This window comes from Actinomycetospora lutea, assembly GCF_028737205.1.
Lineage (GTDB): Bacteria > Actinomycetota > Actinomycetes > Mycobacteriales > Pseudonocardiaceae > Actinomycetospora > Actinomycetospora lutea.
This window is the reverse complement of record NZ_JAQZAL010000018.1, coordinates 21,064-34,369: the sequence shown is the minus strand read 5'-3', so window position 1 is coordinate 34,369 and position 13,306 is coordinate 21,064. Positions and strand designations below refer to the sequence as shown.

The window sequence follows — 13,306 nt, the reverse complement described above, 5'->3', positions numbered from 1 at the left end:
CGTCTCCCGGTCTCATCCCTTCAGGCGGCGCATGGCCGCACGGCCCGGGGGCTCGCCGGTGTCGGGCGGGATCGAGTCGGGGTCGACGGCCGCCGGGCCGGGCACGACGTCGCTCTCGTCGGACTCCGCGGCGACCCACAGCGGGTCGCCGCCGGGTGCCGAGGCCACCGCCGAGCGCTTGAGCAGCGCGAGCGCGATCGTGCCGAGCTCGTGGTGGCGCACCGCGGTGCCGATGCGGCCCACGGACCGCCCGCCCTCGCCGGTGAGCACCGGGGTGCCCGGCGGGGGCAGCGGGTCGTCGCCGGCCTGCAGGTGCAGCAGCACCAGCTGGCGCGGGGGCCGGCCCAGGTTGGCCACGCGCGACACCGTCTCCTGGCCGCGGTAGCAGCCCTTCTGCAGGTGCACCGCCGCGCCGATCCAGCCCATCTCGTGGGGGATCGCGCGCTCGTCGGTGTCCACGCCGAGGCGGGGTCGCAGCGCGGTGACCCGCAGGGCCTCGAAGGCGTCGTGGCCCGCGGGCCGGGCGCCGGCGCCGCGCAGCCGCGACCACCAGGTCGCCAGCTCGCCGCGGGGCACGACGAGGTCGACGGCGGCCTCGGGGTCGGGCCCGGGCCACGACATGCGGCGCACGATGCCTGCGTCCTGGGTCGAGCCGTCTCCGCCGCCCGGGAGCGCGAGCGCGGCGTGGTCGCCATGGGGGGCCGGCACGCCCGCGGCCGTGAGCACCTCGTCGACCGCGGGGCCGACGATCGACAGCACGGCCCAGTCGTCGGAGGCGTCGGTGACCTCGACCTGCGACCAGAAGCGCATCTTGTCGAGGTAGTCGGCGAGGCCCGCCGCGCGGCCGGGCTCGACGTCCAGCCACACCGTCCCGTCGACGTGTGCCAGGACGGCGTGGTGCTCGACGCGGCCCTGCGCGTCGAGGACGAGCGCCTCGGTGCCCGCGCCCTCGGAGAGGTCCGCGACCTGCTGGGACAGCAGCAGGTGCAGCCAACTCAGCCGCTCGGGGCCGGTGACGCGCACGACGCCGCGGTGGGATCGGTCGACGACGCCGGCGCAGCGGCTCAGCGCGCGCTGCTCGCCGAACGGGTCGCCGTAGTGGGCGGGGACGGCGGCGTCGCGCAGGTCGTCGCCGGCCTCGTCGGCCGCGGGCTGCGGGGCGACGGCGCCGGGTTCGTCGAAGGACGGGGTGGTCACGGGGCCTCCTCCGCGAGCGCGGCGTCGGCGCTGGCATCGACACCGGCGGCACAGTCGCGACACGCGCCGGAGAGGGCGACGTGGGTGGCGTCGAGCCGGAAGCCGTGGGACGCCCGCAGCGCGCCCGCCAGGTCGTCGAGCGCGTCGGCGTCGATCTCGTCGACCCGGCCGCAGTGGTGGCACACGAGGTGGACGTGCTCGTGCTCGGACGTGGCGTACGTCGGCGCGCCGTGCCCGAGGTGGGTGTGCTTGACGACGCCGAGCTGCTCGAGCAGGTCGAGCGTCCGGTAGACCGTGGTGATGTTCACGGCCGGGGCCGTGGCCTGCACGCGTGTACAGACCGCCTCCGGCGTCGCGTGCCCGAGCTCCGAGACCGCGTCCAGCACCAGCTGGCGCTGCGGGGTCATGCGCAGCCCGCGGCGGTGCAGGGTCTGCCGCAGTTCGGTGTCCACCCCCTCGATGGTAGGCGTCCTGACCATCCGTGCGAGGCCGGGCGCCGGTCCCTACGATCGGGAGTCCGCGCCGGAGTCCACGGTCGCGGAGAGCCCCGGCTGCAGGCAGGTGACGATGACGACCGGTGAGCAGGGACGCACACCGCCCGACGCCGAGCACTACCTGGATCTCTCAGGTGTCGAGGAGGAGGCTCCCGGCCCGCACTTCGACGTCGTCCTGCGGGGATACGACCGCCGCCAGGTCGACGAGCACGTGGCCGGCCTGCGCCGGATGAACGCGCAGCTGCGGGCCCAGCTCGCGGTGCGGGAGCGCCGGCGCAACGGGCCCGGCGCCGCGGACGCGTCCGCCCTCGAGGGCCGCGTGTCCGACACCCTGCCCGAGGCCCGGCGGTCGGCCTCCGCCGACGACCCGGGTGCCGGCAACCCCGACATGGTCGGCGCCTTCAACGACCGCCTGCGCGGCATCCTCCAGGCCGCCGAGCAGGAGGCGCAGCTGGTCCGCAGCAAGGCCGCCGAGTCGCTGCTGGCCGAGCACGCCGAGTCGCGCGCGGCGCTGGCGGACCTGCGCGCGCAGCGCGACGCCGTCGTCGATGAGCTGGTGCGGCTGCGCGGGCGTCTCGACGACATCGTGTCCGGCCCGGTGCGCCCGTCCGCGGTGCCGCCCGGCCCGCCGCGCCCGTCCGGGCCCCCCGGTCCCGGCGGTCCCTGGCGCGGGCCCGGTCGTCCGCCCGGGCCGCCCGGGCCCCGCCCGCCGGCGCCGTACGGCGCCGCCCCGCCCGTCGGGCCGCCCGGGGTCGGTGGCGACCCCGGGGCCGAGGACACCGTGACCGTGGCGGCCGCCGACGCGCCCGCCGACGCCGCCGACACGGCCGGCACCGCGGCCGACACCGCGGCCGACACCGCCGACGCCGTCCCGGCCGTCGCCCCCGGGACCGGCGCCCAGACCCCCGCGGAGCCCCGGACCGAGGCCGACGTCACCGAGGGCGCCGACCCGGCGTCCGGACCCACGCAGGTCACCCCGTCTGCCCCGGAGCGTGCGGCAGACGGGTGACCCGATCGACGGTCCGTGACCGGCGACGCCCGCGAGGTGACTCCGGACGGCGTACTGTGCTCCGACATGGGCGTGCTCGAGTCCCCGATCACCTGGATCGTCGTGGCCGCCGTCCTCGTGGTCGTCGCGATCCTGCTGCTGGTGCTCGCCGCGGCCCGGCGCCGCCGTGCCCGCCGGGCGGCGGCCGCCGCGGCGTGGCCGCCGCCGGCGCTCGAGGCGAGCCGCCCGAACCCGGACGCGCCGTGGACCGGCCCGACCCCGGTCGAGGAGCTCGTCCGGGTCTCGACGCGGCGGGCGGTGTCGACGGTGCCGGGGCGCCCCGAGGCCGACGCGGCGACGCGGTACGCCCAGCCCGACACCGCGCCGCTCGACGTCGACACCATCCGCGCCCGCCTCGCGGCGGAGCCGACGCACGACGCGGAGCCGGCCGCCGAGCAGGTCGCCGCCGCCGGCGGGACGGACCGCCCCGAGCCCGCCGAGCCGGGCCGGCCCGCGGCGCTCCACCGGCCGTACGCGCCGTCGGTCCCCTCCGGCGCGTCCGCCACCCCTGACCCCGGGCCCCACCGGCCCCGCCACGCCGCCGCGGGCACCCCGGACAGCACCGCCGACACGACCACCGCCGACACCACCGCCGACCCGAGGCCGGACGCGGCGGAGTCCGCCAAGGACCGGCTGCTCGGTGTGCTGCTCCGCGACCCGCAGGCCGCGATCGCCGCGCTCGACGCCGCGGGCCGCGACGACACCGCGCCCGGCGAGGGCGACGTCACGGCCCTGCTGCGCGCGGGCCTCAGCCCGGCGCAGGTGGCCCGGCTCGTCGGCCGGGACGAGGGCGACCTCGCGACGGCCGTGGCGCGCAGCCTCGGCCTGCTCCCCGGGGTGACTCAGGCGGGCGGCGGCGTGGCCACCGGCGAGAACCGCACCGACGACCCCGGGCGCAGCTGCGCGAACGCCGCGAGCTCGGCCGGGTCGACCACGCCGACCACGGGGTAGCCGCCGGTCGTCGGGTGGTCGGCGAGGAACACCACCGGCTGCCCGTCGGGCGGGACCTGCACCGCGCCGCCGACCAGGCCCTCGCTGCGCAGCTCCTCGCCCCGCCGGGCGTCGGCCCGCTCGAGGGCCGGGCCCTCGAGCCGCACGCCCACCCGGTCGCCGGTCGGCGCGACGGTCCAGGTCCCGGTGCGCAGCCGGTCGGCGGCGTCGTCGATCCAGTCCGCCCGCGGCCCCAGGTGCAGGCGGACCCGCACGGCGTCGGGCGCGACGGAGACCCCGACCGCTCCCGTCCCGTGGGGCGGGATCGCGGTCGGCGGGCCGACGGGCAGGCGCGTCCCGACCTCGAGCGGTGCCGGCCCGAGCCCGGAGAGGGTGTCGGCGCTGCGGCTGCCGAGCACGGCGGCGACGGCGACCCCGCCGCCCACCGCGAGGTAGCCGCGCAGGCCGGTGGCAGGCGCGGGCACGACGACGACGTCCCCGGCGGCGACGTGCACGGCCTGGTGCGAGGCGGCGACGCGCTCGGGGGCACCGGCGCGACGGACCCGCAGCCCGCCGGGCGGCCCGGTCAGCGCGAGGGTGGCCGCCCCGGTGACGCGCAGGGCGAGCCCGCCGAGGAGGATCTCCAGGCCGGCGGCCTCGGGCGGGTTGCCGACCAGGCGCTGCGCCAGCGCATGCGCCGGGCCGTCGAGCGCGCCGGCGGGCGGGACGCCGATGTGCGCCCACCCGGGTCGGCCGCGGTCGACCACCAGGGCCTGCGGGCCGACCTCCTCGACGACGAGCTCGCGGGTCACGGGCGCCCCGCGTCGCGGAAGCGGACCGTGGTCCCCGGCACGAGCAGCGCCGGCGGGTCGCGGTCGGGGTCGAAGAGGACCGGCGCGTCGTCGGTCAGGCGCCCGATCAGACGCCAGCCGCCGGGGGACGTGCGGGGGTACACGCCGCCGAACTCGCCGGCCACGCCCACCGACCCCGCCGGGATGCGCGGGCGCGGGGTGTCGAGCCGCGGCTGCCGGAGGGCCTCGGGCAGCCCGGAGAGGTAGGCGAAGCCCGGCGCGAAGCCGCCGAACGCCACCGTGAGCTCGGCGCCGGTGTGGGCGGCGACCACGTCGTCGGTCGACCAGCCGGCGTCGCGGGCGACGAGCTCGAGGTCCTCGCCGTCGTAGACGACCGGCAGCTCCACGGTGCCCGCGGCATCCCGGTCGGGGACGGCGGTCGGGTCGACGTGCTCGAGCAGCGTCCGGACCGCGCGCAGCGAGTCCCGCGCGCCCGGCGCCGTCACCAGCACCGTGCGCGCGGCGGGCACGACGTCGACGACCCCCGGCAGCTCGCCCCGGTCGAGCGCGTCGCGCAGGGCGGCGCCGACGGCGGCGACCTCGTCGAGCCCGTCGAGGTCGATCAGCAGCGCCTCCGGCCCGGCCGGGACGACGTCCAACTCAACCGACGATGCGGCGCAGGCGGGCGGAGGTGTGCGGCTGCATCGGCTGGCCCTCCATGGCGCGCTCCTCGACGTAGGCGAGGTCGCCGTTGTCGACGATGCCGTAGAGGCGGGTCGCGCCGACGACGTCCTTCGCGGTGGACGTCCGGGCGATCGCGTCGGTCTGCAGCTCCCACGACGTCTGCGTCCGGCTCGCGCCGTAGTAGAGCTCGACGATCCCGGTGTGGTGGGTCAGCAGGAGCTCGATCGTGCCGTCGTCCTGGGCGCGCCAGAAGCCGGACTCGCGGGCGGCGGGGCGCACCACGGCGCCGCCGGGACCGTCGAGGATCCAGGCGCGGGCCTCCCACGTCAGGAACGGGCGGCCGTCGTGGGCGACGGTGATCTGCTGGCCGAAGTGGAACGGGCCGTCGATCGTCGGGTAGACGACCTCGCCCTCGCCGCGCCACACCCCGACGAGCGGCAGCAGGCCCAGCAGGGCGTCGTTGAGGTCGGGACCGAGCCGCAGGTTCGCGGTGTCGTTCTCGACCGGCAGGTCGGGCCACGCCGGGAGGTTCGCGTCGCGGGTGTGCTGCGCGCGCTCCTCGGCGGCCCGGATCGCCTCGTTGCCGCTGGTGCCCTCGGGCAGGTCCGCGGCGTTCTCCGTCGGCTCGGTCATCGCGTCTCCTGGGCGTCGGGGGAGACGGAGCGTCCAGAGGAGCACGCCGATAGGGGAGCTCGACCGTTCTCGTCGGAGCCGGTGATGAGCTCGTCGCGGAACAGTCGGCGCGTCAGCGCCACGCCGGCGCCGAGGATGCCGGCGCTGCACGCGGCGAGCACCACGGTGAAGAACCACGCCACGCCGACCACCCTAACGACACCGCCCGCCCCACCCGTGCGGGGTGGGACGGGCGGCGGGTCGCCGGAGGGCTCAGGCCACCCGGACCTCGTTGGTGAACAGGCCCGGGCCGCCGACGGCGACCTCGGTCTGCCCGTTGCCCGAGCGCGAGAGCGCGCGGACGGTCCAGGTGCCCGGGGCCGCGTAGAAGCGGTAGTCGCCGGTGGCGGACGCGACGACCTCGGCGGTGAACTCGCCGGTGCGGTCGAGGAGCCGGACGTAGGCCCCGCCGACGGGCGAGCCGTCGGCGGTCACCTTGCCGACGAGCACCGACTCCTTGGAGAGGTCGGTGCCCTCGGGCAGCTCGGCGGTCTGCTCAGGAGCGCTGCACATCAGGCCTTACCGTCCCCGGTCTCGATCGGCACGCCGATCAGCGAGCCGTACTCGGTCCAGCTGCCGTCGTAGTTCTTGACGTCGGTCTCGCCGAGCAGCTCGTGCAGGGCGAACCACGAGTGCGAGCTGCGCTCGCCGATGCGGCAGTAGGCGATGGTCGGGCGCGAGGAGTCGAGGCCCTCGGCCTCGTAGAGCTTGCGCAGCTCGTCGTCCGACTTGAAGGTGCCGTCCTCGTTCGCGGCCTTCGACCACGGCACGTTGAGCGCCGAGGGGATGTGGCCGCCGCGCTGCGCCTGCTCCTGCGGGAGGTGCGCCGGGGCGAGGAGCTTGCCGGAGAACTCGTCGGGCGAGCGGACGTCGACGAGGTTCTTGGAGCCGATCGCGTTGACGACCTCGTCGCGGAACGCGCGGATCGAGGTGTCCTGCTCCTGGGCGGTGTAGCTGGTCTGCGAGCGCTGCGGGATCTCGGTGTCCAGCTTGCGCCCGTCGAGCTCCCACTTCTTGCGGCCGCCGTCGAGCAGCTTCACGGCCTGGTGGCCGTAGAGCTTGAAGTACCAGTACGCGTACGCGGCGAACCAGTTGTTGTTGCCGCCGTAGAGGATGACGGTGTCGTCGTTGGCGATGCCCTTCGACGACAGCAGCTTCTCGAAGCCGGCCTTGTCGACGAAGTCGCGACGCACCGGGTCCTGGAGCTCGGTCCTCCAGTCGAGCTTGACCGCGCCGGGGATGTGCCCCCCGTCGTAGGCGGTGGTGTCTTCGTCGACCTCGACGAAGACCGTGTTCGGGGCGTCGAGGTTCTGCTCGGCCCAGTCGGCGTCGACCAGGGCGTCCTGGCGGCTCATGTGCGGTACTCCTCGGATGGGTTCTCGGGTTCTCGGGACCGTGCCTGCGTCGTCGGCAACGCTCGCGACCGGGACCTGCGGAGACGCGCGGAGACGCGATCAGGTGAACGGTCCGGCGCGACGTCGGCCGGGAGGGGTCAGCGACAGAGGCTGGCGTCGAGGCGGCACAGGTCGACCGTGCGCCGCTGGGTGAGCCCTCCGTTCACGGCCGCCACGCTACCGAAGATTCGGGCGTCGACCGAGGGTGATGTCACCTCGGGTCGTCCGTCCCGGTCACCCGGTCCGCCGGTACGGGGCGAGGGCCTCCAGCAGATCCGCCCGACGGGGCACCCCGACGATGCGGGCGAGCTCGACCCCGGACGGGTCCGCGACCAGCGTGGTCGGCGTGCGCCGGATGCCCAGCAGCCGCACGAGCTCGGGGCGCATCGCGACGTCGACCTCCCGCACCGTGACCCCGTGGTGCTCGGAGGCGACGTCGGTGAGCACGGCGCGCGAGGCGCGGCAGTCGGCGCAGAACTGCGAGGAGAGCTGCAGCAGCGCGAGGCCGCCGGGCGGGGCGGCGAGGTCGCGGGGGAGGACACCGCTGACCGCGGTGCCGGGGCGCGGGGCCACGGCCCGCAGGTCGCGGCGCGTGCCCTCGGGCCCGGCGTCGCCGGCGGGCGCCGCGGCCGGGTCCGGGCGGCGACGCCGCCGGGCGACCACGACCGCGAGGCCGGCGAGGAGCACCACCGCCACGACCGCCACCACGGCCACGACCATCCAGCCCGTCACCCGACCCCCTCCCGCGTTCCCGCAGCGTAGCCCGCGGATCGTGGGGTGCCCGTCGGTGGTCGGCAGCAGTGGTCGGCAGCAGCGGTCAGCACGCGCGGGTGGACCGAGTGACGTCGACCGCGCGCGCGGGTGACGGCGCGGTGAACTGGTCTATCGTTCTCCCCACGATCGCGGAGGGAGACAAGCGTGGAGCTGCTGCTGCTCACCGCCGACCCCGAGCCGACGTCAGTGTTGCCGTCGCTGGCCCTGCTACCCCACGGACTCCGGACCGCGGCCCCCGAGGTCGCGGCCCTGCTCGATGCCGGCCCGCACGACGCCGTGCTGGTCGACGCCCGTCACGACCTCGCCGCCGCCCGCAGCCTCTGCCGCCTGCTGGGCTCCACCGGCCTGGACGTCCCGGTCATCGCCGTGCTCACCGAGGGCGGGCTCGTCGCCGTGTCCCTCGAGTGGGGCGTCGACGAGGTGCTGCTGCCCGGTGCCGGGCCGGCCGAGGTCGACGCCCGCCTGCGTCTCCTGCGGGCCCGGCGCGCCTCGGACGGCGCCGGCGTCGAGGGCGCGCTGGTGCTGGGCGAGCTCGTCATCGACGAGTCCACCTACACCGCGCGCCTGCGCGGGCGCCCGCTCGACCTCACCTACAAGGAGTTCGAGCTCCTCAAGTACCTCGCCCAGCACGCCGGCCGGGTGTTCACCCGCGCGCAGCTGCTGCAGGAGGTCTGGGGCTACGACTTCTTCGGCGGCACGCGCACCGTCGACGTCCACGTGCGGCGCCTGCGCGCGAAGCTCGGCCCCGAGCACGAGCAGCTCATCGGCACCGTGCGCAACGTCGGGTACAAGTTCGTGCGCCCGGTGCGCGGCGTGCTCGGCACGACCCGGCACGGCGACGACACCGGCGACGAGCGCGCCGGCGACCGCGCCGGGGCGGACGAGGAGGACGCGTCCGGACGAGCCCGGGTGCCGGCCACGCCCGTACCCCGCCCGTCCGGGACCCGGGACGACCCGCGGGTGGTCCGGCCGGCCGCGTGGGCCCGGGGCGTCTGACCCCGCCCCGTGGCCCCGGGACGCGCTACGGTCCCGTCCGTGCTCACCAGCCGGTGGTCGTCGACGCCGACGCCGCAGGAGGCCGACCGGGTCCGCGCGCTCGTGTCCGCCGTCGCCGCCGCGGACGGGGTCGACGCGTTCGCCGAGCCCGCGCGGCGCGACATCGCCGCCCTCGGGGGGGCCGGCGGACGGCCCCGCTCGCGGCACCTGCTCGTGCACGACGGAACCGACCTCGTCGGCTACGCGCTGCTCGACGCCGAGGACCTCGACGACCCGGTCGCCGAGCTGGCCGTGCTCCCGGAGCGCCGCCGCCGGGGCGTCGGCGCCGCCGTGGTCGACGCGGTCCTGCAGGAGTCGCCCGGTGCCCGCTTCTGGGCCCACGGCGACCACCCGGGCGCCGCGCGCCTGGCCGAGCGCGTCGGGCGCCGGCGCGTTCGCGAGCTCTGGCGGATGCGCCGCCCGGCGCCGGGCCACGAGGCGCCGCCGCTGCCCGAGCTCGTCGTGCCCGAGGGCGTCACGATCGACCCGTTGCGGGTCGGCCGCGACGAGGACGCCGTCGTCGCCGTCAACAACCGCGCCTTCTCCTGGCACCCGGAGCAGAGCGGGTGGACGCGCGCCGACGTCGCCGAGATCGAGGCCGAGTCGTGGTTCGACGCCGCGGGCGTCCTGCTGGCGTGGGACACGGCCACCGGGGACCTGCTCGGCTTCCACTTCACGAAGGTCCACGAGGTCTCCGCGACCGTCCCCGAGCCCCTCGGCGAGGTCTACGTCGTGGGTGTCGACCCGGCCGCGCAGGGGCGCGGTCTGGGGCGCGCGCTCACCCTCGCGGGCCTCCACCACCTGGCCGGTCGCGGACTGCGCACCACCCTCCTGTACGTGGAGGGCGACAACGCCCCGGCGATCGCGACGTACCGCCGTCTCGGCTTCGAACGTGACGCGGTCGACGTCTCCTACCAGCGATGATCACTAGATGTGACCGGCGTCGCAGCTGATCCCCGATCGGTTGTCCGTCACCGGTCGCGTTCATCCTGCGTTCACCTTGCCAGCTCCGGTCGTCCATCCCGCCTGCCTAGCCTGCCGTGCGGTGGTGCGGGACCTCGCGCCGCGACGCGCCCGCATCGAGGTGGGCACAACGGACTCGGAGGACTCTCTGTGAGGTATCAGCGGCGCGTGGCGGCGGTCGGTCTGATCGCCGCGTCGGCGCTCGTGCTCGGCGCGTGCGGCAGCGACGAGAACGCTGGTGGCGGCGGGGTCACCGCGGTCCAGGGCGTGCAGTGCGGCGGCAAGCCGGACCTGCGCTCGAGCGGCTCGTCGGCCCAGAACAACGCCATGACCCGTTTCGTGGCGACGTACCAGCAGACCTGCCAGGGGCAGACGCTGAACTACACCCCCAGCGGCTCCGGTGCGGGCCGCAACGAGTTCCTCGGCGGCCAGACCGACTTCGCCGGCTCGGACTCCGCGCTCAAGGACGGCGACGAGACCACCCGCGCCCAGCAGCGCTGCGCCTCGCCGGCGTGGAACCTGCCGCTGGTCTTCGGGCCGGTCGCGGTGGCCTACAACGTCGCGGGCGTCACCGACCTCGTGCTCGACGGCCCCACCACCGCCCGCATCTTCAACGGGCAGATCACCACCTGGAACGACCCGGCCGTCGCCGCGCTCAACCCGGGCAAGGCGCTCCCGGCCGCGCCGATCGTCGTGAACTTCCGCTCCGACGAGTCGGGCACCACCGAGAACTTCCAGAAGTACCTGGTGGCCGCCTCGAACGGCGCCTACGGCAAGGAGGCCGCGCAGACCTTCAACGGCGGCGTGGGCGCCGGCGCCCGCGGCAGCCAGGGTGTCGCGGACGCCACCAAGAACACCCCGAACTCGATCACCTACGTCGAGGCGTCGTTCGCCCAGCGCGGCGGTCTGGCGATGGCGCAGATCGTCAACTCGGGCGGCGGCGCCCCGGTCGCCCTCACCCCCGAGTCGGTCGGCGCGGCGATCGACAACGTCCAGGTCTCCGGTCAGGGCAACGACCTCAAGCTGAACCTGGACAGCCTCTACCAGGCGAGCGCCCCGGGCGCGTACCCGATCGCGCTGGCGACCTACGAGATCGTCTGCTCGAACTACGCGGACGACCAGACCGCCCTCGCGGTCCGGGCGTTCCTGTCGACCGCGCTCTCGCCGAACGCGCAGCAGGCCCTGCCGGAGGCCGGCTACGTGCCGCTGCCCGACCAGTTCAAGCAGCGGCTGACCACCGCGGTCAATGCGATCCAGTAGGGCCATCCGGTAAGGACCGGCGAGACCGATCGACAGCGACGACGAGGCGGACGGAACCCCGGCTGTGACCGAACGCACCACGGAGCAGGCCCCGTCGCGGAGCTCTCAGGACGAGACCTCCGCGGCCGGGTCGGCCACCATCGACACCGTGACCGCACCCGACCCTGCTCGTGAGCGGTCCCAGGGGTCGCCCATCCGAGGACGCGGTGAGCGGATCTTCCGGGGGCTGACCTCGGGGTCCGGCCTCCTCGTCGTCGCGGCCGTCGCCGCGATCGGGCTCTTCCTGCTCGTGCAGGCGGTGCCCTCGCTGCTGGCCAACAACGCCAACTTCTTCACGTCGCCGGTGTTCGACACCCGCGACGCGGCGAACCTCAACTTCGGCATCCGCGACCTGCTCGTGGTCACGCTGCTGTCGTCGCTGTTCGCCCTGCTGATCGCGATGCCCGTCGCCATGGGCATCGCGCTCTTCCTGACCCAGTACACGCCGCGGCGGATCTCGCGTCCGTTCGCCTACATCATCGACCTGCTCGCGGCGGTGCCGTCGATCATCTACGGCCTGTGGGGCATCGCGGTCCTCGCTCCCGCACTGCTGCCGATCGCCGAGTGGCTCCAGGGCAACCTCGGGTGGTTCTTCCTGTTCGCCCCGGGCAACCTGCCGGTGCTCACCGGGACGATCTTCACCGGCGGGGTCGTGCTGGCGGTGATGATCCTGCCGATCATCACGGCGGTCACCCGCGAGGTGTTCTCCCAGACCCCGCGCTTCCACATCGAGGCGGCGCAGGCGCTCGGGGCCACCCGCTGGGAGGTCATCCGCATGGCCGTGCTGCCCTACGGGCGCAGCGGTTACATCGCGGGCTCGATGCTCGGCCTCGGGCGCGCGCTCGGCGAGACCATCGCGGTCCTCATCGTCATCCGGGCCGCGACGACGCCCTCGAACTTCAGCCTGTTCGACGGCGGCTACACGTTCGCCTCGCTGATCGCCTCGGCGGCCTCGGAGTTCAGCCAGCCGCTGCCCACCGGCGCGTACATCGCCGCCGGCCTCGTCCTGTTCGTCCTGACCTTCGTGGTCAACGCGATCGCCCGCGTGGTCGCCGGCGGGAAGGTGAACGGCTGATGAGCGCGGACGCGCAGCGCAGCGGAGCCGGACCATCGGGCACCGCGACCGGCCTCGACGCCCCGGACCGGCCCGCGAACGGGCCCACCTTCCAGGCCCTCAGCACGGGCCGGAAGATCAAGAACCACGCCGCGACCGTGCTGGTCACGCTCGCGTTCCTCATCGCCCTCGTGCCCCTGGTGTGGGTGCTCGTGACGGTCGTCGGGCGCGGCGTCGGCGCGATCCTGTCCGCGGACTGGTGGGGCCGCTCGCTCAACGGCGTGCTGCCGGAGTCCTACGCGGGCGGCGTCTACCACGCGATCTACGGCACGCTGATCCAGGCGCTGCTCGCCGCGGTGATCGCGGTCCCGATCGGCATCGCCGCCGCGGTCTACCTCGTCGAGTACGGCCGCGGGCGCCTGGCGAGGACGACCAGCTTCATGGTCGACATCCTCGCCGGCGTCCCGTCGATCGTCGCCGCGCTGTTCGTCTTCGCGGCCTTCATCTCGATCATGGGCGGCGTCCAGAGCGCCTTCATGGTGTCGCTGGCCCTGGTGCTGCTCATGCTCCCGGTGGTCATCCGCAACACCGAGGAGATGCTGCGGCTGGTGCCCGACGAGCTCCGCGAGGCGTCCTACGCCCTCGGCATCCCGAAGTGGAAGACGATCATCCGCATCGTCCTGCCGACCGCGCTGTCGGGCACCGTCACCGGCGTCATGCTGGCGCTCGCGCGCGTCATGGGCGAGACCGCGCCGGTGCTGGTGCTGGTCGGCTACTCGCAGTCGATCAACTTCGACCCGTTCTCCGGCAACATGGCCTCGCTGCCGCTGCTGATGTTCTCGGAGCTGTCGAACCCGGAGCCCGCCGGCCAGTACCGCATCTGGGGCGCCGCGCTCACGCTGATCCTCATCATCATGATCCTGCAGCTCGGGGCGAGCGTCGTGTCGCGCTTCTCCGCCATCTCGAAGTAG

16 protein-coding genes are annotated in these 13,306 nt (G+C 75.3%); 7 read left to right on the top strand and 9 right to left on the bottom strand.

The features are described from left to right. Positions 1-12: 12 nt before the first annotated feature. The gene (ygfZ, locus tag PHK61_RS19710; protein WP_420791411.1) at positions 13-1,197 is read right to left on the bottom strand and encodes a CAF17-like 4Fe-4S cluster assembly/insertion protein YgfZ; all 1,185 of its coding nucleotides are present in this window, start codon (positions 1,195-1,197) and stop codon (positions 13-15) included. Next, entirely contained in the window at positions 1,194-1,676 is a 483-nt protein-coding gene (locus tag PHK61_RS19705; RefSeq protein ID WP_274282722.1) for a Fur family transcriptional regulator, read from the bottom strand. The genes ygfZ and PHK61_RS19705 overlap by 4 nt, the downstream gene beginning before the upstream one ends. An 88-nt stretch (positions 1,677-1,764) precedes the next feature. Here PHK61_RS19705 and PHK61_RS19700 point away from each other — a divergent pair, with 88 nt between their 5' ends. Together PHK61_RS19700 and PHK61_RS19695 are read left to right on the top strand one after the other, a co-directional pair. After that, a complete protein-coding gene (locus PHK61_RS19700; RefSeq protein ID WP_274282721.1) occupies positions 1,765-2,700 on the top strand; it encodes a hypothetical protein in 936 nt (311 codons plus the stop codon). A gap of 66 nt (positions 2,701-2,766) precedes the next feature. Then, positions 2,767-3,690 carry a hypothetical protein gene (locus PHK61_RS19695; RefSeq protein ID WP_274282720.1) on the top strand — a complete coding sequence of 308 codons (924 nt, stop codon included), beginning with the start codon at positions 2,767-2,769 and terminating at the stop codon, positions 3,688-3,690. Here PHK61_RS19695 and PHK61_RS19690 read toward each other — a convergent pair. The 7 genes from PHK61_RS19690 to PHK61_RS19660 all read right to left on the bottom strand — a co-directional run bounded on the left by PHK61_RS19690 (position 3,582) and on the right by PHK61_RS19660 (position 7,942). Further along, positions 3,582-4,481, bottom strand: coding sequence for a 5-oxoprolinase subunit C family protein (locus PHK61_RS19690; RefSeq protein ID WP_274282719.1), 900 nt, complete (start codon positions 4,479-4,481; stop codon positions 3,582-3,584). The genes PHK61_RS19695 and PHK61_RS19690 overlap by 109 nt on opposite strands. Continuing rightward, positions 4,478-5,119: a 5-oxoprolinase subunit B family protein gene (locus PHK61_RS19685; RefSeq protein WP_274282718.1), complete on the bottom strand. Its 642-nt coding sequence runs from the start codon at positions 5,117-5,119 to the stop codon at positions 4,478-4,480. The genes PHK61_RS19690 and PHK61_RS19685 overlap by 4 nt, the downstream gene beginning before the upstream one ends. A gap of 1 nt (position 5,120) precedes the next feature. Continuing rightward, entirely contained in the window at positions 5,121-5,777 is a 657-nt protein-coding gene (locus tag PHK61_RS19680; RefSeq protein ID WP_274282717.1) for a heme-binding beta-barrel domain-containing protein, read from the bottom strand. Beyond that, a complete protein-coding gene (locus PHK61_RS19675) occupies positions 5,774-5,959 on the bottom strand; it encodes a hypothetical protein (protein ID WP_274282716.1) in 186 nt (61 codons plus the stop codon). The genes PHK61_RS19680 and PHK61_RS19675 overlap by 4 nt, the downstream gene beginning before the upstream one ends. 70 nt (positions 5,960-6,029) lie before the next feature. Then, positions 6,030-6,329 (bottom strand): DUF1416 domain-containing protein, encoded by a 300-nt coding sequence (locus PHK61_RS19670; protein ID WP_274282715.1) that lies wholly within the window; start codon positions 6,327-6,329, stop codon positions 6,030-6,032. Further along, the gene (locus tag PHK61_RS19665; protein ID WP_274282714.1) at positions 6,329-7,171 is read right to left on the bottom strand and encodes a sulfurtransferase; all 843 of its coding nucleotides are present in this window, start codon (positions 7,169-7,171) and stop codon (positions 6,329-6,331) included. The genes PHK61_RS19670 and PHK61_RS19665 overlap by 1 nt, the downstream gene beginning before the upstream one ends. Before the next feature lie 273 nt (positions 7,172-7,444). Then, positions 7,445-7,942, bottom strand: a complete 498-nt coding sequence (locus PHK61_RS19660; RefSeq protein WP_274282713.1) for a TlpA family protein disulfide reductase — start codon at positions 7,940-7,942, stop codon at positions 7,445-7,447. Between the two features lie 186 nt (positions 7,943-8,128). Between PHK61_RS19660 and PHK61_RS19655 the strand changes: the two genes are divergently transcribed. The 5 genes from PHK61_RS19655 to pstA all read left to right on the top strand — a co-directional run bounded on the left by PHK61_RS19655 (position 8,129) and on the right by pstA (position 13,306). After that, entirely contained in the window at positions 8,129-8,980 is an 852-nt protein-coding gene (locus tag PHK61_RS19655) for a winged helix-turn-helix transcriptional regulator (RefSeq protein ID WP_274282712.1), read from the top strand. A 39-nt stretch (positions 8,981-9,019) separates the two neighbouring features. Next, positions 9,020-9,943, top strand: coding sequence for a mycothiol synthase (mshD, locus tag PHK61_RS19650; RefSeq protein WP_274282711.1), 924 nt, complete (start codon positions 9,020-9,022; stop codon positions 9,941-9,943). A 189-nt stretch (positions 9,944-10,132) separates the two neighbouring features. Continuing rightward, positions 10,133-11,242, top strand: coding sequence for a phosphate ABC transporter substrate-binding protein PstS (pstS, locus tag PHK61_RS19645; protein ID WP_274282710.1), 1,110 nt, complete (start codon positions 10,133-10,135; stop codon positions 11,240-11,242). Between the two features lie 148 nt (positions 11,243-11,390). Beyond that, on the top strand, positions 11,391-12,356 hold the full coding sequence (gene pstC / locus PHK61_RS19640; protein ID WP_274282709.1) for a phosphate ABC transporter permease subunit PstC: 966 nt from the start codon (positions 11,391-11,393) through the stop codon (positions 12,354-12,356). Then, positions 12,356-13,306, top strand: coding sequence for a phosphate ABC transporter permease PstA (gene pstA / locus PHK61_RS19635; RefSeq protein WP_274282708.1), 951 nt, complete (start codon positions 12,356-12,358; stop codon positions 13,304-13,306). The genes pstC and pstA overlap by 1 nt, the downstream gene beginning before the upstream one ends.

Excerpts from the sequence above, each read along its gene's own strand:
- PHK61_RS19695 (WP_274282720.1), top strand. The coding sequence starts at position 2,767 with ATGGGCGTGCTCGAGTCCCCGATCACCTGGATCGTCGTGGCCGCCGTC.
- PHK61_RS19700 (WP_274282721.1), top strand. The coding sequence starts at position 1,765 with ATGACGACCGGTGAGCAGGGACGCACACCGCCCGACGCCGAGCACTAC.
- PHK61_RS19670 (WP_274282715.1), bottom strand. The coding sequence starts at position 6,329 with ATGTGCAGCGCTCCTGAGCAGACCGCCGAGCTGCCCGAGGGCACCGAC.
- PHK61_RS19665 (WP_274282714.1), bottom strand. The coding sequence starts at position 7,171 with ATGAGCCGCCAGGACGCCCTGGTCGACGCCGACTGGGCCGAGCAGAAC.
- PHK61_RS19680 (WP_274282717.1), bottom strand. The coding sequence starts at position 5,777 with ATGACCGAGCCGACGGAGAACGCCGCGGACCTGCCCGAGGGCACCAGC.
- PHK61_RS19705 (WP_274282722.1), bottom strand. The coding sequence starts at position 1,676 with ATGGTCAGGACGCCTACCATCGAGGGGGTGGACACCGAACTGCGGCAG.
- pstA (WP_274282708.1), top strand. The coding sequence starts at position 12,356 with ATGAGCGCGGACGCGCAGCGCAGCGGAGCCGGACCATCGGGCACCGCG.